Origin of the sequence: Kitasatospora sp. NPDC059599, assembly GCF_042735125.1 — a bacterium.
GTDB lineage: Bacteria > Actinomycetota > Actinomycetes > Streptomycetales > Streptomycetaceae > Kitasatospora.
Window position 1 is genome coordinate 1 of record NZ_JBHWCL010000171.1, and the last position, 19,904, is coordinate 19,904.

17 protein-coding genes, 1 tRNA gene and 1 pseudogene are annotated in these 19,904 nt (G+C 74.2%); 6 read left to right on the forward strand and 13 right to left on the reverse strand.

What is annotated here, in order from left to right; all coding sequences use genetic code 11:
- Positions 1-1,136 (reverse strand): annotated as a pseudogene (locus tag ACFV04_RS37810) (hypothetical protein); the annotation flags it as partial.
- 76 nt (positions 1,137-1,212) lie between these two features.
- On the reverse strand, positions 1,213-2,214 hold the full coding sequence (locus ACFV04_RS37815) for an SMI1/KNR4 family protein (RefSeq protein WP_380535509.1): 1,002 nt from the start codon (positions 2,212-2,214) through the stop codon (positions 1,213-1,215).
- 614 nt (positions 2,215-2,828) lie between these two features.
- On the opposite strand from ACFV04_RS37815, the gene ACFV04_RS37820 reads away from it, so the two are divergent.
- Entirely contained in the window at positions 2,829-3,290 is a 462-nt protein-coding gene (locus ACFV04_RS37820) for a YwqJ-related putative deaminase (RefSeq protein WP_380535511.1), read from the forward strand.
- Positions 3,291-3,382: 92 nt separating this feature from the next.
- The gene (locus ACFV04_RS37825; RefSeq protein ID WP_380343358.1) at positions 3,383-3,910 is read left to right on the forward strand and encodes an SUKH-3 domain-containing protein; all 528 of its coding nucleotides are present in this window, start codon (positions 3,383-3,385) and stop codon (positions 3,908-3,910) included.
- A 168-nt stretch (positions 3,911-4,078) separates the two neighbouring features.
- On the opposite strand, the gene ACFV04_RS37830 is transcribed toward ACFV04_RS37825, so the two are convergent.
- Entirely contained in the window at positions 4,079-5,347 is a 1,269-nt protein-coding gene (locus tag ACFV04_RS37830) for a sensor histidine kinase (RefSeq protein WP_380343346.1), read from the reverse strand.
- A 259-nt stretch (positions 5,348-5,606) separates the two neighbouring features.
- Between ACFV04_RS37830 and ppc the strand changes: the two genes are divergently transcribed.
- A complete protein-coding gene (gene ppc / locus ACFV04_RS37835; RefSeq protein WP_380343343.1) occupies positions 5,607-8,405 on the forward strand; it encodes a phosphoenolpyruvate carboxylase in 2,799 nt (932 codons plus the stop codon).
- A gap of 74 nt (positions 8,406-8,479) precedes the next feature.
- Here ppc and ACFV04_RS37840 read toward each other — a convergent pair whose 3' ends face one another.
- The 8 genes from ACFV04_RS37840 to ACFV04_RS37875 all read right to left on the reverse strand — a co-directional run bounded on the left by ACFV04_RS37840 (position 8,480) and on the right by ACFV04_RS37875 (position 14,975).
- Positions 8,480-9,499 (reverse strand): hypothetical protein, encoded by a 1,020-nt coding sequence (locus ACFV04_RS37840; RefSeq protein WP_380535514.1) that lies wholly within the window; start codon positions 9,497-9,499, stop codon positions 8,480-8,482.
- Positions 9,489-10,010, reverse strand: a complete 522-nt coding sequence (locus ACFV04_RS37845; protein WP_380343338.1) for a SigE family RNA polymerase sigma factor — start codon at positions 10,008-10,010, stop codon at positions 9,489-9,491. Before ACFV04_RS37845 ends, ACFV04_RS37840 begins: the two co-directional genes overlap by 11 nt.
- A gap of 102 nt (positions 10,011-10,112) precedes the next feature.
- The gene (locus ACFV04_RS37850; RefSeq protein WP_360259325.1) at positions 10,113-10,325 is read right to left on the reverse strand and encodes a hypothetical protein; all 213 of its coding nucleotides are present in this window, start codon (positions 10,323-10,325) and stop codon (positions 10,113-10,115) included.
- A gap of 241 nt (positions 10,326-10,566) precedes the next feature.
- Entirely contained in the window at positions 10,567-11,145 is a 579-nt protein-coding gene (gene pth / locus ACFV04_RS37855; protein WP_360259323.1) for an aminoacyl-tRNA hydrolase, read from the reverse strand.
- Between the two features lie 114 nt (positions 11,146-11,259).
- Positions 11,260-11,847: a 50S ribosomal protein L25/general stress protein Ctc gene (locus ACFV04_RS37860; protein WP_380343335.1), complete on the reverse strand. Its 588-nt coding sequence runs from the start codon at positions 11,845-11,847 to the stop codon at positions 11,260-11,262.
- A 279-nt stretch (positions 11,848-12,126) separates the two neighbouring features.
- Positions 12,127-13,104, reverse strand: coding sequence for a ribose-phosphate diphosphokinase (locus ACFV04_RS37865; RefSeq protein WP_380343332.1), 978 nt, complete (start codon positions 13,102-13,104; stop codon positions 12,127-12,129).
- Between the two features lie 202 nt (positions 13,105-13,306).
- Complete coding sequence (glmU, locus tag ACFV04_RS37870; RefSeq protein WP_380535517.1) at positions 13,307-14,761, reverse strand: bifunctional UDP-N-acetylglucosamine diphosphorylase/glucosamine-1-phosphate N-acetyltransferase GlmU; 1,455 nt, start codon at positions 14,759-14,761, stop codon at positions 13,307-13,309.
- Between the two features lie 143 nt (positions 14,762-14,904).
- Positions 14,905-14,975, reverse strand: a tRNA-Gln gene (locus ACFV04_RS37875).
- A 250-nt stretch (positions 14,976-15,225) separates the two neighbouring features.
- Between ACFV04_RS37875 and ACFV04_RS37880 the strand changes: the two genes are divergently transcribed.
- Together ACFV04_RS37880 and ACFV04_RS37885 are read left to right on the forward strand one after the other, a co-directional pair.
- Positions 15,226-16,215 carry an acyl-CoA desaturase gene (locus tag ACFV04_RS37880; RefSeq protein ID WP_380343327.1) on the forward strand — a complete coding sequence of 330 codons (990 nt, stop codon included), beginning with the start codon at positions 15,226-15,228 and terminating at the stop codon, positions 16,213-16,215.
- Between the two features lie 203 nt (positions 16,216-16,418).
- On the forward strand, positions 16,419-17,021 hold the full coding sequence (locus ACFV04_RS37885; protein ID WP_360259311.1) for a TetR/AcrR family transcriptional regulator: 603 nt from the start codon (positions 16,419-16,421) through the stop codon (positions 17,019-17,021).
- 89 nt (positions 17,022-17,110) lie between these two features.
- Here the strand turns inward: ACFV04_RS37885 and ACFV04_RS37890 are convergent, their stop codons facing one another.
- A complete protein-coding gene (locus ACFV04_RS37890; RefSeq protein ID WP_380535519.1) occupies positions 17,111-17,968 on the reverse strand; it encodes a methyltransferase domain-containing protein in 858 nt (285 codons plus the stop codon).
- Positions 17,969-18,079: 111 nt separating this feature from the next.
- Between ACFV04_RS37890 and ACFV04_RS37895 the strand changes: the two genes are divergently transcribed.
- Positions 18,080-18,577, forward strand: coding sequence for a MarR family winged helix-turn-helix transcriptional regulator (locus ACFV04_RS37895; protein ID WP_380343324.1), 498 nt, complete (start codon positions 18,080-18,082; stop codon positions 18,575-18,577).
- A 77-nt stretch (positions 18,578-18,654) separates the two neighbouring features.
- Here the strand turns inward: ACFV04_RS37895 and ACFV04_RS37900 are convergent, their stop codons facing one another.
- Positions 18,655-19,620, reverse strand: coding sequence for a LuxR C-terminal-related transcriptional regulator (locus tag ACFV04_RS37900; RefSeq protein ID WP_380343322.1), 966 nt, complete (start codon positions 19,618-19,620; stop codon positions 18,655-18,657).
- Positions 19,621-19,904 lie beyond the last annotated feature (284 nt).

The following is a 19,904-nucleotide window of genomic DNA, read 5'->3' on the forward strand; positions in this document are numbered from 1 at the left end:
GGCGCGTGCTCCACCGGCGCACCGGGCGCGGCGGCCGGGGCACCCGGCAGGCCCATCAGCCCGGGCACGGCGTCCGGCGGCGCGAGCAGCGTCGGCGCCGGCTCGGCGGCCGGGGCGGGAGCGGGTGCCTGGGCCGACGGGGCGGCCGGGGGCTGGACGGCGGACGGCGGGACCGGGGGCACGCCGTAGCCGCCGCTCGCCGGCGGCATCAGCATGGTCGCGGCCTCGGCGCCGGCCGGCGCGGGCGCGTCGGGCCGGTCCGACCCGGTGGTCCGCAGCCCGTCGGGCATCAGGACGGTCGCCGCCTCGGCGCCGGCCGACGGCCCTGCGAGCGGCCCGGCGGGCGGCCCGGCGGGCGGTGCGAACGGCGGTGCGAACGGCGGTGCGAACGGCGCGACCGGCTCGACGGGCGGCGGCAGGGGGACGGCGGTGCCCGGCTGCGGCGGCGCGATGACCGGCGGCGCGACGTCGGGCGGCGGGGCCAGCATGGTCGGTGCGTCCCCGGCCGGGCGGTCGGAGACCGGCGGCTCGGTCAGCACGGCGGGCGCGGGCGGCACCGGCGGGGCGAACGGGTCCTCGGCGGGCCCGGGAACCGGCGCGGGCGCCGACGCGGCAGCAGGCACGGGCGCAGCGGGCGTCGGCGCGGCAGGCGTCGGCGCGGCAGCAGGCAAGGGCGCAGGCGCACCGGCGCCCAGTCGCTCCGCCTCCGCCGCGATCGCCGCGGCCCCCGCCTCCTGCAGCCACTGCGGCGGGCTGAGCAGGAAGGACGTCGCCTCCACCGGCCCGGGCGCGGGCTTCGCCGCCCCGGCCGGGTTGGCCGCGACCGGCCGCCCGTAGACCTCCTCGAACTGCCGGACGACCTCGTTGACGGGCAGCGCGGGCCAGAGCGTGCTGGCGCCCGAGTCCCGCGCGATCACCAGCCGCGCCTCACCCGAGCCGGACCCGCCCGAACCCGGGCCACCGCCCGGGCCGTCCGGGCCCGCGGCCCCGTCCCCGGCGCCGTCCCCGGGCGGCATCGCCCAGCAGACGAAGCCCAGGTCGAACTCCCGGACCCGCACCTCGCGCTGCTGCGAGCGCGGCACCCCGCCGTTGATCCACTCCTCGGCGAGCTCCTGCGCCTGCGCGTACGTCACCACGCCCGGTTCACCCCTGTCCGCATCCTCGTCGTCCCCCGTTCCACCAGCACCACCGCCATCGCCGCGTCCCCGTGCATCAGCCCACCGGGACGGCCCGGGCGAACCCGCCGTCCACCATCAGTTCCGCGACCGTCTCCAGCTCCGGCGGGCTGCCGGCCAGCCGCAGCAGGAAGTCGTCGAAGTTCTCGCCACAGGGCAGCAGCAGCCGGGCGCAGCGGTCCTCCGGGGCCTCCGGGGCACCGGAGTCGCGGGCATCGTCGTACAGGTGGAACCAGACCGAACCGGTCCGCTCGCCGCGCACCTTGAGCGCGACCAGGCCGCCCTGCGCGTAGGCGACGGCCAGGAAGTCCTTGGTGAGGTGGTCGCGCAGGCACTTGTTGGCGTACACGACGTCCTCGGTGCCGTACTCCTCGGTGAGGGTCAGGAACGGCTGGTCGAACAGCAGACCGAGGTCGGTGTCCAGCGCCACTCCGACGGGGCCGCGGCCGCCGCCGAGCTTGAGGAAGGTGCGGTAGGCACCGGGCAGCCGGTAGCCGAGGCGTTCCTCGGCGCGCTGGACCAGGTCCTCGGCGACGCCGATCGGGTCGCCGCCGTCCTTGGCCAGCGAGAAGTGGACGGGCCGGCGCTCCTGCAGCGGGCGGGTGCCGCGGCGGGTGTGGTCGGCGGCGGAGGTGGCCAGGCCGCCGTGGTGCCGCAGCAGTGCCTTGACCTCGACCGGGACGAGTTCCATCCGGCGCCAGCCGGGGGCCGCGCCGCCGACCGCGTGGTGCCAGGTCCAGCCGGGCGGGGTGGCCACGGCGGTGTCCAGGTCGGCCCAGAGCGGGTGGCCCTGGGTGTAGAGCGCGGCGTTGGCCGAGACGTAGTCGGTCAGTCGCAGCTCGTCCACGCCGAAGCCGTCCGGCGGGTCGGCGACCTCGGCCGCGGCGGCCGCGTACGGGCCGAAGTCCGGGTAGCCGTACTCGTCCACGCTGACCCCGGCGGGGTGCCGCTCGGCACGGACCGGATCCGGGAACTGCACCACCTGACCTGCGTACGCCGCGTTCGGTGCGGCGGCGACGCCGGGCCGACCTGTCGTCATCTGGGAGCCCCCACTGGCTGCTGCAAATACTCGGTGCTTGCTGGCACCAGCCTAGGGGGTCCCCTCGAGGCCCGGACCCCCGGCTTTGTGGAGAAGCCGCGCGGGAACGGACCGGCCCGCCACGGTCCGCCCGGCGCCCGCGCCACCCGCTCCCGCCGCGCCCCGACGAGGCGCGGGTGCGGGGCGGCCGAGTGGTTCGTGGACGGCCGGTCCGGCGGTCGGGAACGGCCCGGCACGGCGCCCCGGCTGACGGGACGCGGGCTGCGGGCGGGCCGGCGCGGGCGGCACCCGGAGGCCTCAACGTCCGCCGCGGGCACCGGAGTCGGCCCGGCCGACGACCCCGGGGTGGCGGCCGCGCCGCCCTCGCTCCCCCGGCCCGCCGCCGGAACGGTACCGGCCGCCGTCCGGGCCGGAGGGGGTTTCGGTACATCAGCGGACAAGTCAGGACGCGGCGGAGCGCGTTCCGCCAGCATCGGGCGGGTGCCCGTCCGATCCGCCCGGTATCCGTCGCCGCCGCACCCCGGTTGTACGGATGTCGGTGTCGTTTGACAGGCTTGGCCAGGACCGGCCGGGCCATTCCGGCCGACACCGGGCAACGAGGAGGAGGACGACGGATGACCAGCGGTGAGCCGGCGGACCCGCCCGTGCTGCGCCACCACCGCGACAGCCTGCTGCCCGCCGTCGCCGCCGCGCTGTCGCTCAAGGGCGGCGAGGTGCACACCCTGGCGGGCGGCAAGGACGAGCGGCGCCCGGTCCTGCACCACCTGGTCACCGGCTTCCTGGACACCGTGCCGCTGGAGGCCCGCGAGCGGTTCACCGGCCGCTGCCCGGAGGCCGTCCTGCTCTCCCAGTACCTGACCGCGGTCGACGGCCGACGCTCCAAGCGCGCCGCCCGCAAGCCGATGAGCCTGCACGAGGCGCGCAAGGCACTCAAGGGCGCCCGGATGACGACCGTCCGGATCCGCGAGGAGGGTGATCCGGCGCACGGCACCCACGCCCCGCCGTGCCGCTCCTGCGCCCCGATGCTGGAGCACTTCACCGTGCAGAGCGTGGCCGTCGGGCCCCCCTCGCGCTGACCGGCCGAGTGCCGGCCCGGTCCGTCCCCCGTCCCCGAGCCCAGGAGTCCGCCCTGAACCCGCCCAGCCCGCCCCCACCCCCGCCGGCCACCCTGACCGCCGCCGGCGACCAGGCCACCGGCGCCGCCGGGCGGACCCGCCCGCGCTTCCCCGCCGACGTCGCCGCCGAACTCAAGTCGGCGGGCTGGCACCCCGGCCGCTGGGAGATGCAGCAGGCCGAGGAGTGGGCCGACACCCTGGTCGGGCACGGCGAGCCCACCGGCGCGCGGCACGCGGTGTTCCCGGCGGCGGTGGAGGCCTGGGCCGAGTTCGGCGGCCTCGCCTTCGACCTGTCCGGTCCGGGCCGCCAGCTGGCCCGCACCCCGTTCCTGATCGACCCGCTGTGCGGCCTGCACCAGCCCCGGACCCTGCTCGACCTCGGCCGGGCGCTGGGCGTCCAGGTCGCCCCGCTCGGCGAGGAGGCGTACGGGCAGGCGCTGCTGGCCGTCGACGAGGAGGGCCGGGTCTACAGCCTGGACCACACCGGCGAGTGGTTCCTCGGCCACGGCATCGACCAGGCGATCACCGCCCTGGTGCTGGGCACCGCTCCGGAACGGCTGCGCACGGCCGACGGCTACTGAGAGGCCGGCGGGCACCGGGGCGTCGGGCACCGGGCACCGGAAGACCGGCCGGAGGAAGACCGACCGGAGAACACCGGCCGGAGAACACCGGCCGGGGGTGCCCCGCCAGAACGGCCGCCGGCCGCCGGGGCACCCGTCGGCACGAACGGCACCGGGAACGGCCGACGGCTACCGCAGCCGCTCGGCCCGTACCGCCAGCCGGGACGGCAGCACCGCCTCGACCCGGAACCCGCCGTCCGCCTCCGGCCCGGACGAGAAGGTGCCGCCCAGGGCGATCACCCGCTCGCGCATCCCGACCAGCCCGTTGCCCCCGCTGGGCAGTTGGGCCGCGCCCCGCTCCCCGCCGGGGCAGGCGTTCACCACGCTGACCCGTACCCCGTTCGGCGCGTACGCCAGCAGGACCGACACCTGTGCGCCGCCCGCGTGCTTGTGCGCGTTGGTCAGCCCTTCCTGGACGACCCGGTAGGCGGTCTGCTCGGCCTCGCCGGTGAACTCCTGCCGGCTGCCGCTGACCGTCAGCGTCACGGCCATCCCGGCCGCCCGGGACTGGTCCACCAGCCGCGGCAGCCCGGCCAGCGAGTCCGGCTCCGGCGGCCGCTCGTCGTCCATCCGCAGGACGCCGAGGATCTCGCGCAGCTCGTTCAGCGCCTGCCGACCCACCTCGCCCATCAGTTTGGCGCTCTGTGCGGCCTTCTCCGGGTCCTTGCCGGCGATCCGCTCCAGCGCCCCGGCGTGCACCACCATCAGCGACACCCGGTGCGCCACCACGTCGTGCATCTCCCGGGCGATCCGGGTGCGTTCCTCCAGCCGGGCCCGGCGGGCCCGCTCCTGGGCCTGTTCGGCCAGCAGGTCCAGCTCGGTCTCCAGGCCGTGCGCGCGGTCCTTGAGCGACTCGATCAGCCGGCGCCGCGCGCCCACGTACAGACCGGTCACCACCGGCGGGACGGTCAGCCCGACCGCGACCAGCACGGCTATCAGCACCTGGCCCCAGAGCGGCGGCGGCTCCGCCCCGGAGTCGCCGGGGGTCAGCATCGACACCATCATCACGGCGACCGCCTCGGCGAAGGCCAGCGCGGACAGCGCCACCACCCGCCAGCGCCGCGAGGGCCACTCCCAGGTCTCCGCCAGCGTGTACAGCGCCACCACCAGCAGCAGCACGCCGAGCATCCCGGGCATCGCGACCAGGGTGACCAGCACCGGGACGGCCGGCCAGCGCCGGCGCAGCACCAGCGATCCGCCGGCCAGCGTGGCGAGCACCGCGATCCCGACCTTGCCCGCGGTGGTCAGGTCCACCCGGGCGGACAGGAAGGCGATCGTGCTGACCGCGCACTCCAGCGCGGCGAGCAGGGCCAGCCCGATGTCCAGGAAGGCGCTGCGCGGCCGCTTCCACCACCAGAACGACCGGTCCGGCGCGCGCTCCCCAGGCGACTTGCTCATGTCCGACAGACTATGCGGCAACCCCCACCCCTCCCCACCGGGATTGTCCGGCACACCTCCCGGGTCCGCCAAGTGGTCCAGACCACAGGCGCCCCTCGGCGGCGCTGTCCGCCATCCGGCCACCTCGCGGACAGGGCACGCCCCGACACCTATGCTGGTCGCGTCGGACAGCGCGGTCCGCACGCGTCACACCCGCCACACGCCTGTGGACCTGTGACGATGAGCCGTTGCCGAACCCCACCACCACAGGGAGCCAGCCGTGACCGCTCCGGTCCCCAACCCGGCGGACAGCCCCACGCCCGTCGTCGCTGACAACGCAGCCCTGCGGGCGGACATCCGCCGCCTCGGCGACCTGCTCGGCGAGACGCTGGTCCGCCAGGAAGGCCCCCAGTTGCTGGGCCTGGTCGAACAGGTCCGCCTGCTCAGCCGCACCGACGGCGAGGCCACCGCCGAACTGCTGTCCGGCATCGACCTGGACACCGCCGCCAAGCTGGTCCGGGCGTTCTCCACCTACTTCCACCTCGCCAACGTCACCGAGCAGGTGCACCGCGGCCGCGAGTTCGCCACCCGCCGCGCCCGGGAGGGCTCCCTCCTCGCGCAGACCGCCGACCAGCTCGCCGAGGCCGACCCCAAGCACCTCCAGGACACCCTCGCCCACCTCGCGGTCCGCCCCGTCTTCACCGCGCACCCCACCGAGGCCGCCCGCCGCAGCGTCCTCAACAAGCTGCGCCGGATCGGCGAACTCCTCGACCGCATCCACCGCGAGGAGCTCGCCTCCGGCCTCGTCGCCGCCGACCCGGCCCGCACGAGCAGCGCCAAGCGCTCCGCCGACCGCCGCCTCGCCGAGGTCATCGACCTGCTCTGGCAGACCGACGAGCTGCGCATCGCCCGCCCCGAGCCCACCGACGAGGCCCGCAACGCCGTCTACTACCTGGACGAGCTCTACCGCGAGGCCGTCCCCGAGGTCCTGGAGGAACTCCAGGAGGAACTCGCCCGGGTCGGCCTCACCCTGCCCGACGGCGTCCGCCCGCTCACCTTCGGCACCTGGATCGGCGGCGACCGCGACGGCAACCCCAACGTCACCCCGCAGGTCACCTGGGACGTCCTCAACCTCCAGCACGAGTACGGCATCAAGGACGCGCTGGACGCCATCGACGACCTGCGCAACACCCTCTCCACCTCCGAGCGGCTGGCCGGCGCCTCCGTCGAACTGCTCGCCTCGCTCAACACCGACCTGCACGTGCTCCCCGAACTCAGCCCGCGCTACAAGCGGATGAACGCCGAGGAGCCCTACCGCCTCAAGGCCACCTGCATCCGGCTCAAGCTGGAGAACACCCGCGAGCGCCTGGCCGGCGGCACCCCGCACGTCGAGGGCCGCGACTACCTCGGCACCCGCGAGCTCGTCGCCGACCTGCGGCTGATCCAGGAGTCGCTGCGCTCCCACCGCGGCGAGCTCATCGCCGACGGCCGCCTCGCCCGCGCCATCCGCACCATCGAGGCCTTCGGCCTCCAACTCGCCACCATGGACGTGCGCGAGCACGCCGAGGCCCACCACCACGCCCTCGGCCAGCTCTTCGACCGCCTCGGCGAGGAGGCCTGGCGCTACGCCGACATGCCGCGCGAGTACCGGCAGAAGCTGCTCGCCAAGGAGCTCCGCTCGCGCCGCCCGCTCGCCCCCACCCCGGCCCCGCTGGACGAGGCCGGCACCAAGACCCTCGGCGTCTTCAACACCATCCGCGAGGGCTTCGAGCGCTTCGGGGACGAGATCGTCGAGAGCTACATCATCTCGATGTGCCAGGGCGCCGACGACGTCTTCGCCGCCACCGTCCTGGCCCGCGAGGCCGGCCTGATCGACCTGCACGCCGGCATCGCCAAGATCGGCATCGTGCCGCTGCTGGAAACCACCGACGAACTCCAGCAGGCCGACCGCATCCTCGACGAGATGCTCTCCGACCCCTCCTACCGCCTGCTCGTCTCGCTGCGCGGGGACATCCAGGAGGTCATGCTCGGCTACTCGGACTCCTCCAAGTTCGGCGGCATCACCACCTCCCAGTGGGAGATCCACCGCGCCCAGCGCCGGCTGCGCGACGTCGCCCACCGCTACGGCATCCGGCTGCGCCTCTTCCACGGCCGCGGCGGCACCGTCGGCCGCGGCGGCGGCCCCTCGCACGAGGCCATCCTGGCCCAGCCCTGGGGCACCCTGGAGGGCGAGATCAAGGTCACCGAGCAGGGCGAGGTCATCTCCGACAAGTACCTGCTCCCCTCCCTCGCCCGGGAGAACCTGGAGCTGACCATCTCCGCCACCCTCTCGGCCTCGGCGCTGCACACCGCCCCGCGCCAGGCCCCCGAGTCGCTGGCCCGCTGGGACGCCGCGATGGACCAGGTCTCCGAGGCCGCCCACACCGCCTACCGCGGCCTGGTCGAGCAGGAGGACCTGCCGAAGTACTTCTTCGCCGCCACCCCGGTCGACCAGCTCGCCTCGCTGCACCTGGGCTCCCGCCCGTCCCGCCGCCCCGACTCCGGCGCGGGCCTGGACGGCCTGCGGGCCATCCCGTGGGTCTTCGGCTGGACCCAGTCCCGCCAGATCGTCCCCGGCTGGTACGGCGTCGGCTCCGGCCTCGCCGCCGCCCGCGCGGCGGGCCTGGGCGACGTGCTGGACGAGATGTACGGCGAGTGGCACTTCTTCCGCAACTTCCTGTCCAACGTCGCGATGACGCTGGCCAAGACCGACCTGCGGATCGCCAGCCACTACGTCGAGCAGCTGGTGCCCGGCGAACTGCGCCACGTCTTCGACCAGATCAAGGACGAGCACGCCCTCACCCTGCGCCAGGTGCTCCGGCTCACCGGCGAGAGCGAACTCCTGGAGCACAACCCGGTGCTGAAGCAGACCTTCGCCGTCCGCGACGCCTACCTCGACCCGATCTCCTACCTCCAGGTCGCGCTGCTGCGCCGCCAGCGCGAGGAGGTCGAGGCCGGCCGCCACGACGACCCGCTGCGCGCCCGCGCGCTGCTGCTGACCGTCAACGGCATCGCCGCCGGTCTGCGCAACACCGGCTGACCCGGGGCACGCCGACAGGGGCCGACGGCGCGTGCCGTCGGCCCCTGCGCGTGCCGCGGGGTCCGCGGGGTCCGCTAGCGCACCTCGACCACCAGCGGGCCGTACCTCGCCTTGATCCGTGCCCCGGCCGACTCCCACTGGGGGGTGCCGACCACCACTCCGGCACCGTCGCCGCCGACCGCCACGGACCCGATCTCCACGCCCTCGGAGTGCCAGTACGCGCGGTCCCCGTCGATCCTGCCCACCAGGACCTCCTGCTCGTCGCGCGAGGCCGCGGCATCGGTGAACTGCAGCTTCACCGAGGGCCAGTCGGCCGCCGCGCCGGCCGCCGCGGCGTCCAGAGCGCTGCCCGGAACGCGCATCACGTAGAGCGTGCCGGTCTCCGCGTCCCGGCAACTGCCGAAGTAGTGGTCCCGGTAGCCCGTGTTCGCCACCCTGTCGACGGCCTCACCCGCCCGCGCCAGATCGAGCCGGATCAGCTGCGCGGACGACAACGGGGACGACGGGCCCGAGGACGTCGGCCGGGCCGCCGGGAACCCGGTCGACGGCACGCCACCCGACGGACCACCGCCCGACGGCGAGCCGCCCGACGGGAAGCCGGTAGACGGACCACCACTCGACGGCGAGCCGCCCGACGGGAAACCCGACGAGGACCGGCCCCCGGTCGGACCTCCCGACGACGACAGGCCCGACGACGACAGGCCCGACGACGACAGGCCCGACGACGGCGAGACGGAGCGATCGTGCCAGCCCGGGGTCCGCAGCGACGTCGGCCCCTCGCAGGCCACGACCGGGCCCACCTCGTTCCAGGCCGACACCCCGGGCGTCGGACTGGCCGCGCCCGCGGGCGGGCGGTGCTCCACGCCTCCCGGGCCCCCGCCGTCGCCCAGCCGGCTCAGCATCCCCACCCCGGCTGCCAGCACCACCACCGCGGCCGTCCCCCGCAGCACGGTCAGCCACCGCGCCCGCCGCCGCCCGGCGTCCCGCAGCGCCGCCAGCGGCGCACTGCCGGCCACCGACCCCGCCCGCGTGCCGAGCCGGACGGCGAGCTCCTCCTCGAACCCGTCCGGCTGTTCCGGCCGTTCAGCCGCCATGACCCACCATCTCCTTCGCCGGTGCCAGCTCCTGCCGGAGCGTCTTCATCGCCCGCGCCAGATGCGTCTTCGCCGTGGCCACCGAGCAGCCGAGCTCCTGCGCGACCTGCGCCACCGGCAGGTCGACGTAGTAGCGGAGCACGACCACCGCCCGCTGCCGGGGCGGCAGCGTCCGCATCGCCGCCGCCAGCTGCTCGTCGTGCTCGGCCACCGGCGCCCCCGGCGAGTCCGGCAGCACGGCCGTGAGGACCTCGCGCCGGGTCCGTCGCCACCGCGAGACGTGGGTGCGGACCATCGTCGTCCGCACGTACGCCTCGGCCGCCCGCGCGTCCCGGATCGCCGTCCGCTTCGGGTAGACCCGCGCCAACGCGTCGTGCAGCAGGTCCCGGGCGTCGTGGACGTCCCCGGTGATCAGGTACGCCCCCCGTAGGAGGGCCTGGTACCGAGCCGCGACGAACTCGTCGAACGGATCGGATCCGGAGCCCCCCGGGCGCATCGATTCGCGCTTCATACCCTCACGACGCCCGGCACGCCGGAAACGGATGACACCCGGGCGGGCACGACGAAGGGCCGGCGCCCACCACCGTGGACACCGGCCCCTGAGGACTCGTCACTACTCCGCGGGCTCGCCCGCGCGCCTGCGCTTCAGCCACAGCGCCGCGCCGCCGGCCGCCACCACCAGGCCGCCGCCGACGGCCAGCAGGCCCGCGTCGGGGCCCATCGACTCACCGAGCACCGGCTGCGCCGCCGCCGGCTCCGGGGCGATCAGCGGATCCGGCTCCGCCACCGGGTCGGCGTGCGCCACCGCGGCACCGGACAGCAGCACCCCTGCCGCTCCCAGCGCACCGGCCGTACCGACCTTCCGTCCGAGCTGTTTCAGCCGGACCCCCCGGGTCCGCCGCAGTGGGCGGACCGGACCCAAACTCCGCATCGAGAACTCCCCAGGACTCGTTCGCGTACCGGGCCGACGCTATCCGATCCCGCACAGGCTTCTCACACGGATTCAGGTTTGGCCGGTCAAGCGTTGTACGACTGTTGCGTACCCGGCGCACCGTGTTGACGGACGTTCAGGAGTTGTACGTGCCCTGGGCGCGCTCCAGCCCCTCGGACAGCAGCGCCTCCACCGCGTCGGCCGAGCGGTCCACGAACCACTCCAGCTCCTTGCGCTCGGTCGAGGAGAAGTCCTTCAGCACGAAGTCCGCGACCTCCATCCGGCCCGGCGGGCGGCCGATCCCGCAGCGCACCCGGTGGTACTCGGGGCCGAGCGACTTGGTGATCGACTTCAGCCCGTTGTGGCCGTTGTCCCCGCCGCCCAGCTTCAGCCGCAGCGCCGCGTAGTCGACGTCCAGCTCGTCGTGGACCGCGACCAGCGCGGCGGCCGGCACCTTGTAGAAGTCGCGCAGCGCCGTCACCGGGCCGCCGGAGAGGTTCATGAAGGACATCGGCTTGGCCAGCACCACCCGCTTGCCCGCCAGCCGCCCCTCGGCCACCTGCGCCCGGCTCTTGTGCGCCTTGAACTTGGCGCCCATCCGCTGCGCCAGCAGGTCCACCACCATGAACCCGATGTTGTGCCGGTTCCGGGCGTACTGCTCGCCCGGGTTGCCCAGGCCCACCACCAGCCAGGGGCCCTCGTACTCGTCCGCCATAGCGCCCTCACTCCTCGCCTTCACGCTCGACGTCATCATCCCGGACACACCGCTGCCCCGGCCGCTCCAGCGGGAGCGACCGGGGCAGCGGTCTCAGCTCTTCAGGGGCGAGGCTCAGGCCTCGGCGCCCTCGGCCTCGGCGGCCTCGTCCTCGACCGGGGCGGCCTGGGCGCCGATGACCTGCAGCACGACGGCGTCGGCCTCGACGGCCAGGGTGACGCCGGCCGGCAGGGCGATGTCCTTGGCGTGGATGGAGGCACCGGCCTCCAGGCCCTCGACCGAGACGGTGACGGACTCGGGCAGGTGGGTGGCCTCGGCCTCGATCGGCAGGGCGTTCAGCACGTGCTCGAGCAGGTTGCCGCCGGGGGCCAGCTCGCCCTCGGTGAGGACCGGGATCTCGACGGTGACCTTCTCGCCGCGCTTGACCAGGAGCAGGTCGACGTGCTCGATGCTGCGCTTGATGGCCTCGCGCTGGACGGCCTTCGGCAGCACGTACTCGTCCTTGCCCTCGATCGGGACGACCAGCAGGGCGTTCGGGGTCTTCAGGGCCATCATCAGGTCGTGGCCGGGCAGGTTCAGGTGAACCGGGGCGTGGCCGTGGCCGTAGACGACACCCGGGACGAAGCCGGCGCGGCGGGCGCGACGGGCGGCACCCTTGCCGAACTCGGTGCGGGTCTCAGCGGCAATACGGATCTCGGACACGACTGCACTCCTCGTGAAAATGGCGCGGGGGTGCAGGCAACGCGAAAAACCGCCGGGACCACACCCTCAGTACGTTCGGGGGTCACTCGGCGGCAACGGCCTGCCGGCGGACGGGAATCCGGCACCGGCAGCGCGTCGATCACGGAGCGGGCGCCCGTCGAGCAGGCGCACGGCATCCCTCGCCGAGCAGTTTCACGAGTCTAACCGCTCCTGCCGCCCGGCGCGAAATCGGCGGCGGCCCCGGCCCTTCCGGGACCGGGGCCGCCTGCGCGGGCTTCGTCAGTGCACGCCCTCGAAGAGGCTCGTGACCGAGCCCTCCTCGAACACCTCGCGGATCGCGGCCGCGATCGACGGGGCGATGGACAGCGTGGTGATCTTGTCCAGCTGGAGCTGCGCCGGGGTGGGCAGCGTGTTGGTGAACACGAACTCGCTGACCCGCGAGTTCTTCAGCCGGTCCGCGGCCGGGCCGGAGAGCACGCCGTGGGTGGCGGCCACCAGGACGTCCGCGGCGCCGTTCTCGAACAGCGCGTCGGCCGCGGCGCAGATCGTGCCGGCGGTGTCGATCATGTCGTCGACCAGGACGCAGACCCGGCCCTCGACGTCACCGACCACGTCGGCCGACAGGATGGTGTTGGCCTGGGTGATGTCGCGGCGCTTGTGGATGATCGCCAGCGGGGCGTCCAGGCGGTCGCACCACTGGTCGGCGACCTTGACCCGGCCGGCGTCCGGCGAGACGACGGTCAGCTTGGACCGGTCCACCTTCTCGCCGATGTAGTCGGCCAGCAGCGGCAGCGCGAACAGGTGGTCGACCGGGCCCTCGAAGAAGCCCTGGATCTGCGCGGTGTGCAGGTCCACGGCCATCAGGCGGTCGGCGCCGGCCTGGCGCAGCAGGTCGGCGACCAGCCGGGCCGAGATGGGCTCGCGGCCGAGGTGCTTCTTGTCCTGGCGGGCGTACCCGTAGAACGGCAGGATCGCGGTGATGCTCTTGGCGGAGGCCCGCTTCAGAGCATCGATCATGATCAGCTGTTCCATGATCCACTGGTTGATGGGAGCCGTGTGGCTCTGCATCACGAAGCAGTCCGCGCCGCGGGCCGACTCCAGGAAGCGGACGTAGATCTCCCCGTTGGCGAAGTCCAGGGCCTTGGTGGGGACCAGCTCGGTCCCGAGCGCCTCGGCCACCTCCCTCGCCAGTTCCGGGTGGGCACGGCCGGAGAAGAGCTTGAGCTTCTTCTCACCCGACGTCGTGATCCCGCTCACTGCACCGTCTCCTCGCGTTGCGGACGCTGAATCCTCGACCCGATGCGGGCAGGCGAGGCCCACGCGCAGTACGGGGTCGGGGAATTGTCGGTACGCCTGGACACGGGCGGTAAGCCCAGTGGCGCACGTATGTCCCCAAGGTTACGCGCCCGCGCAGAAAGCGTCCGCCCCGGGACCGGACCCCGGACTCCCGCCCGGTGCGTCAGGCCTCCGGGGCGCCGTCCGTCGCGGCCTTCGCGGCCTGCGCCGACGAGGTCCCCGGGCGCTTGCGCTCGACCCAGCCCTCGATGTTGCGCTGGTTCGCGCGGCTCACGCCGAGCGCGCCCGCCGGTACGTCGGCGGTGATCACCGAGCCGGCGCCGGTGTAGGCGCCGTCACCGATGGTCACCGGGGCGATGAACATGTTGTCCGAGCCGGTGCGGCAGTGCGCGCCGATGACGGTGCGGTGCTTGTTCACGCCGTCGTAGTTGACGGTGACCGAGGCCGCGCCGACGTTGGTGCCCTCGCCGATCGTCGCGTCGCCGATGTACGACAGGTGCGGCACCTTGGCGCCCTCGCCGAGCTCGGAGTTCTTGATCTCGACGTAGGTGCCGACCTTCGCCTTGCGGGCCAGCTTCGCGCCCGGACGCAGGTAGGCGTACGGGCCGGCGGTGGCCAGCTCGCCGACCTCGGCGCGGTCGGCCGTGGTGTTGCTCACACGGGCGCCGGCGCCGATCAGGGTGTCCTTCAGGGTCGAGTTCGGGCCGACCTCGCAGCCCTCGGCCAGGTGGGTGACGCCCTGCAGCTGGGTGTTGGGCAGCACCACGGCGTCCGGCTCGTAGGTCACCTGCACGTCGATCCAGGTGGTCGCCGGGTCCACCACGGTGACGCCCGCGCGCATCGCCCGCTCCAGCAGGCGGTCGTTCAGCAGCCGGCGGGCCTGCGCCAGCTGGACCCGGTCGTTGATGCCCAGGATGTCCCGGTGGTCCTCGGCGACCACGGCGCCCACCCGGTGACCGGCCTTGCGCAGGATCTCCAGGGTGTCGGTCAGGTACTCCTCGCCCTGCGAGTTGTCCGTGGTGAGCTCGGCCAGCGCCTCGACCAGCAGCTCGGCGTCGAAGGCGAAGACGCCCGAGTTGATCTCGGCGATCGCGCGCTGGGTGGCGCTGGCGTCCCGCTCCTCGACGATCGAGGCGACCGTGCCGTCCTCGTCGCGCAGGATCCGGCCGTAGCCGTAGGGCTCCGGCACCACGGCGGTCAGCACGGTGACGCCGTTCTGCTGGGCCGTGTGGGCGTCGGCCAGCCGGCGCAGCGTCGACCCGGTCAGCAGCGGCGAGTCGCCGGCGGTGACGATGACCGTGCCGTTCAGCACCGCGCCGTCGGCGGCCAGGGCCTCCAGCGCCGTCCGCACCGCGTGACCGGTGCCGTTCTGCTGCTCCTGCACGGCGGTCCGCGCCGCGGGGTAGTACTCCGTCAGGTGCTCCTGGACCTGCTCGCGCTGGTGCCCGACGACCACCACGAGCTGCTCCGGCGTCAGCTCCCCGGCCGCCGCGACCGCGTGACCCACCAGCGACCGCCCGCACACCTCGTGCAGGACCTTGGGCAGCTTGTTCGACTTCATCCGGGTCCCGCCACCGGCGGCGAGCACGACAACGGCGGCAAGCGAATTGGCACCCATGCGGGGAGGCTCCTCGGTAGGTTCACAGAGAGGGCAGAGCAGGCCCGGCCGGGACCCAGGCCGGTCGCCATACGCACAGTCCGCCGAGCAGCACCGACAATACCGGCGCGGTGGAAGACGCCCGAACCAGAGGCGTGCAAAGGCTCCGCCGCTAGGATTCGAACCCAGACAAAGGCCTCCAAAGGGCCCTGTGCTGCCATTACACCACGGCGGACAGTCGTGTCAGACCCTACCCGAGCGGACCCCGCCGTGGGTATCGACTTGCACCGATCCGCAGGGCCCGGATCCGTGCTCCCCGGGCGAACTCGCGGGGCCCCGGGTTCAGCCATCCAGTCGGGTGAATTCACTCAAGCGCCGCGCGGCGGTGTGTTCCCCAGGACGCGGCGCACAACCTACGATGCCGTAGGTTACGCCGACGTAGGCTCCGCTCCTCTCCCGTTCCGGGACGCCGCAAAGGGACGCCCATGACCATCCAGGCCGGCGAGGCGCGCGCGGGGACCGCCGCGCCCCGCACTCCGTCTCCCGATCCCGACACCGCCGCCACGCAGCTGTCCGCCACCCGTGGCGGGGAGAAGCAGGGCCTGGCCGAGCGGGCCGCGCTCGGGCTGTTCATCCTCGTGCCGTTCGCCGCCCTGCTGGCCGCCGTACCGGTGGCCTGGGGCTGGGGGCTGGGCTGGACGGACGTCGCGATCACCGTCTCCCTGTACTTCCTGACCTGCCACGGCATCACCGTCGGCTACCACCGCTACTTCACCCACAGCGCCTTCAAGGCCGGCCGCCCGATGCGCCTCGCCCTGGCGATCGCCGGCAGCCTCGCCGTCGAGGGCCCGCTGGTGCGCTGGGTCGCCGACCACCGCAAGCACCACCGCTTCAGCGACAAGGACGGCGACCCGCACTCGCCCTGGCGCTACGGGGAGAGCGTCCCGGCGCTGATGAAGGGCCTCTGGTGGGCGCACATGGGTTGGATGTTCGACGAGGAGCAGACCTCGCAGATCAAGTACGCCCCGGACCTCGTCCGCGACCCGGCCATAAGGCGGATCTCCCGGCTGTTCTGGCTCTGGACCACCATCTCGCTGCTGATCCCCCCGCTGGTCGGCGGCCTGGTGACGCTGTCCTGGCAGGGCGCGCTGTCCGCCTTCTTCTGGGGTTCGCTGGTCCGGGTGGCACTGCTGCACCACGTCACCTGGTCGATCAACTCGATCTGCCACGCCGTCGGCCGGCGCCCCTTCCGCTCCCGGGACCGCTCCGGCAACGTCTGGTGGCTCGCGGTCCTCTCCTGCGGCGAGTCCTGGCACAACCTGCACCACGCCGACCCGACCGCGGCCCGGCACGGGGTGCTGCGCGGGCAGATCGACTCCTCGGCCCGGCTGATCCGCTGGTTCGAGCTGGCCGGCTGGGTCCGGGACGTCCGCTGGCCGGACGCGCAGCGGATCGCCGCCCGCCGCGCCGCATGAGGCGGCGCTTCCAGCATGATGTAGGGGTGAACGGGAGCAGCGCAGACACCACAGGCGGTCACCACAGCACGCGGACGGACGCGGCGCCCGCTACGGCGCCGGCCCGTCCGCGGTCCGCTGCACCGAAGGGCGGCACCGCCGACGGGGCCGCGGACCGGAGCACCGGCGGCCCGGCCCCGCGCCGCCGGGGCGGCCGGGTCAGGATGACCGGCAAGCAGCGCCGCGAGCAGCTGCTGGAGATCGGCCGGACGGTCTTCGCGGAGCGCGGCTACGACGGCACCTCGGTGGAGGAGATCGCCGAGCGGGCCGGGGTGTCGAAGCCCGTCGTGTACGAGCACTTCGGTGGCAAGGAGGGCCTCTACGCGGTGGTGGTGGACCGCGAGATGCAGCTGCTGCTGGACATGGTGACGGGGGCGCTGACCGGCGGACACTCGCGCGAGCTGCTGGAACAGGCCGCCTTCGCGCTGATGGACTACATCGACACCTCGACGGACGGCTTCCGGATCCTGGTCCGGGACTCGCCGGTGGCCCAGTCGACCGGCACCTTCGCCTCGCTGATCAGCGACATCGCCACGCAGGTGGAGGACATCCTGGGCCTGGAGTTCAAGTCGCGCGGCTTCGACGCGCGGCTGGCCCCGATGTACTCGCAGATGCTGGTCGGCATGGTCGCGCTGACCGGGCAGTGGTGGCTGGAGGTCCGCAAGCCGGACAAGGCGACGGTGGCGGCCCACCTGGTGAACCTCGCCTGGCACGGGCTGGAGGGCCTGGAGCGGCACCCGAGGCTGGTCGGCGACCGCAGGGGCTGAGCCCCGCCGCGTACTCCCGCGGCCGTCCGGCCCCCACCGCTTGATCCTCACCGCTTGATCCTCACCCCTTGACCCCCACCGCTTGATCCCTACCGCTTGGTCCCCACCGCGAAGATCCGCCGGAACGGGAAGACCGTCCCGGACGGCCCGGACGGGTAGGCCTCGCGCAGCAGCCGCCCGTACTCGGCGAGGAAGGCGGCCCGGTCGGCCGGATCGGCGAGCAGGGTCAGGACGGGGCGCAGCGCGGTGCCCTTGACCCACTCCAGGACCGGGTCCGGCCCGGGGAGCACGGTGAGGTAGGTGGTCTCCCAGACGTCCGGGTGGCAGCCGGCGCCCACGAGGGCGTCGAGGTAGTGCTCGGGCGGGTGGACGCCGGCGCGGACGGCGTCCTCGCCGAGCGTGCCCCGCCAGCGGGCGCTGCGGCGCAGGTCGGCGAGCAGGGTGTGACTGGGGGCGTCGAAGTTGCCGGGGACCTGGAGGGCGACGGCTCCGCCGGGGCGCACGGCGGCGGCCCAGCGCCGGACGATGCCGAGGTGGCCGTCGGCCCGGCCCTCCTCGCCCGCCGTGGGCGAGGGGTGCCCCCGTCGGGGCTCGGGCTCGGACGGGTTCATCCACTGCAGGGCCGCGTTGGAGACGACGAGGTCGGGGCGGACCGGGGCCGGGTCGTAGTCGCGGGCGTCGGCGAGCACGTAGTCGGCGGTGGGTTCGCCCTCGGTGCGAGCGGTGGCGAGCATCGGCGCGGAGTTGTCGACGCCGGTGAGGCGGGCGTGCGGCCAGCGTTCGCGCAGGACGGCGGTGGAGTTTCCGGGGCCGCAGCCGATGTCGAGGATCGTTTCCTCGCCGGGGTGCGGAAGGACGGGGACGCGGGCGAGCAGGTCGCGCAGCGGGCGGGTGCGTTCGTCGACGAAGCGCACGTACTGCGCCGGGTCCCAGACGGGGGTGGTCATGGTCAACCTCGCAAGTATCTCGATATCAAGATATCTCGGTGCAGCCTCGTCGGCATATTTCTCGATGTCAAGAGACTTCACATCGACACATCCACCGATACACTGATCGTCATGGAGGACGAGGTCGACAGGCTGGTCGCAGCATGGCGCCGAGAGCGCCCCGACCTCGACGTGGAGCCGCTGGAGGTGCTCAGCCGGGTCAGCCGGCTCGCCCGGCACCTGGACCGCGCCCGCCGCACCGCCTTCGCCGAGCACGGCCTGGAGCCCTGGGAGTTCGACGTCCTCACCGCCCTGCGGCGGGCCGGCTCCCCCTACCAGCTCTCCCCCGGCCAGCTGCTCACCCAGACCCTGGTCACCTCGGGCACCATGACCAACCGGATCGACCGGCTCACCGGCAAGGGCCTGGTCAAGCGGCTGCCCGACCCGGACGACCGGCGCGGCGTGCTGGTCCGGCTCACCGACGACGGCCGCGACCGCGCCGACCAGGCACTCGCCGGACTCCTCGCGCACGAACGCGAACTGCTCGCCCAGCTCAGCTCCGGCCAGCAGACCGAACTCGCCACACTGCTGCGGCTGCTGATCGCCCCGTTCGACAACATCCCGGGCTGACCCGCGGCCGACCGGCCGTCACCTTCGACCCGGCCGACGTCACCTTCGACCCGGCCGACGTCACCCTCGACCCGGCGTCACGAACGCTCGACGGTGGCCGCCACCGACGGCGGCGGCACGGCCTGATGATCGGCGGGGCTGACCCCGGCCCGGCGGGCGACCGCGACGGCGGCCAGTGTGGAGTGCACCCCGAGCTTGCCGAGCACGTTCTGCATGTGCGTCCGGACGGTGTGCGGTGACAGGTAGAGCCGCTCCGCGACGGCCTGCCGGCCCAGACCCGCGACCATGCAGCGCAGGATCTGCTTCTCCCGCGGGGTCAGGGTGTCCACCAGCCGCTCGCTCTCGGTGCGGTCCCGCCGGGCGGTGGTGAGCTCGCGGATCACCCCGGTGAGCAGTGCGGGCGGCAGGTGCGTCTCGTCCCGCAGTACGCCCCGGACCACGGCGAGCAGCCGGGCCAGTGAACTCTCCTTGGCCACCCACCCGGTGGCACCGGCGTGCAGGGCGCGGGCGGCGCGGTGCGGGTCGTCGGCGGTGGCCAGCACGACGGCGCGCAGCCCGGGGTGGGCGCGGCGGAGGCGGGCCAGCAGGGTGATGCCGTCGGGCGGCGGGGCGGCAGGTCTGAGGTGGTCGGGCCGGAGCGGATCCGCCCCCGGGCGGGTGCCGCCGGGCGGTGCGCCCGGCACCGCGGCCGACAGCGGGGAGGGCGCCCCGGGCGGTACTGCCGGCCGTCGCGGCGGCGGTACGGGCGGGGACGCCCGGCGCCTGGCGTCCTCGGCGGGCTCCGGTCCGGGCCGTCTGCGGGCCGTCGGCGGAGCCGCCCCCGGCGGTCCGACCGCTCCCGCCCCGCCCGCCCCGAGGTCGGCGTCGATCAGTGCCACGTCGTAGGGCCGGCCCTCGGCGGCGGCGCGTTCCAGCGCCCGCTCTGCGGCGGCCGCGCTGCCGGCCGCGCCCACCTCCACGTCGGGCTCGGCGGCGAGCGCCGCGGCGAGTGCTTCGGCGAAGATCCGGTGGTCGTCGACCACCAGGACGCGAATCCGCCCCATCGTCCCTCCCCCTGCTCAGACCGCCCGAGCCCGGGAGCGGGGAACGGCCCGGCGTCCGCGTTCCGGACCCGCCGCTCCGCCCGCCCACCGGTGGCCGGTGGAAAGGGCGCCGGCCCCCACCGGTACCGAACTCAGCGTACGGGGTCGGGAATCGCCCTCGTGGCGATTTGGTGAAGTTTCGTCAGAAGGTGCGTGAGAGGACGGACTTGTGCGCCCGACCGGTGCCCGGCCGCCGCGGGCGGCGCTCCCGCAGGTCCGGGAGCGGCTGACCGAAGGCGGCCGAA

What these genes read in the sequence shown, in the direction of transcription:
- ACFV04_RS37815 (WP_380535509.1), bottom strand. Translation starts at nt 2,214, where the DNA reads ATGACGACAGGTCGGCCCGGCGTCGCCGCCGCACCGAACGCGGCGTAC.
- ACFV04_RS37820 (WP_380535511.1), top strand. Translation starts at nt 2,829, where the DNA reads ATGACCAGCGGTGAGCCGGCGGACCCGCCCGTGCTGCGCCACCACCGC.
- ACFV04_RS37830 (WP_380343346.1), bottom strand. Translation starts at nt 5,347, where the DNA reads ATGAGCAAGTCGCCTGGGGAGCGCGCGCCGGACCGGTCGTTCTGGTGG.
- ACFV04_RS37840 (WP_380535514.1), bottom strand. Translation starts at nt 9,499, where the DNA reads ATGGCGGCTGAACGGCCGGAACAGCCGGACGGGTTCGAGGAGGAGCTC.
- ACFV04_RS37845 (WP_380343338.1), bottom strand. Translation starts at nt 10,010, where the DNA reads ATGAAGCGCGAATCGATGCGCCCGGGGGGCTCCGGATCCGATCCGTTC.
- pth (WP_360259323.1), bottom strand. Translation starts at nt 11,145, where the DNA reads ATGGCGGACGAGTACGAGGGCCCCTGGCTGGTGGTGGGCCTGGGCAAC.
- glmU (WP_380535517.1), bottom strand. Translation starts at nt 14,761, where the DNA reads ATGGGTGCCAATTCGCTTGCCGCCGTTGTCGTGCTCGCCGCCGGTGGC.
- ACFV04_RS37880 (WP_380343327.1), top strand. Translation starts at nt 15,226, where the DNA reads ATGACCATCCAGGCCGGCGAGGCGCGCGCGGGGACCGCCGCGCCCCGC.
- ACFV04_RS37885 (WP_360259311.1), top strand. Translation starts at nt 16,419, where the DNA reads ATGACCGGCAAGCAGCGCCGCGAGCAGCTGCTGGAGATCGGCCGGACG.
- ACFV04_RS37890 (WP_380535519.1), bottom strand. Translation starts at nt 17,968, where the DNA reads ATGACCACCCCCGTCTGGGACCCGGCGCAGTACGTGCGCTTCGTCGAC.
- ACFV04_RS37895 (WP_380343324.1), top strand. Translation starts at nt 18,080, where the DNA reads ATGGAGGACGAGGTCGACAGGCTGGTCGCAGCATGGCGCCGAGAGCGC.
- ACFV04_RS37900 (WP_380343322.1), bottom strand. Translation starts at nt 19,620, where the DNA reads ATGGGGCGGATTCGCGTCCTGGTGGTCGACGACCACCGGATCTTCGCC.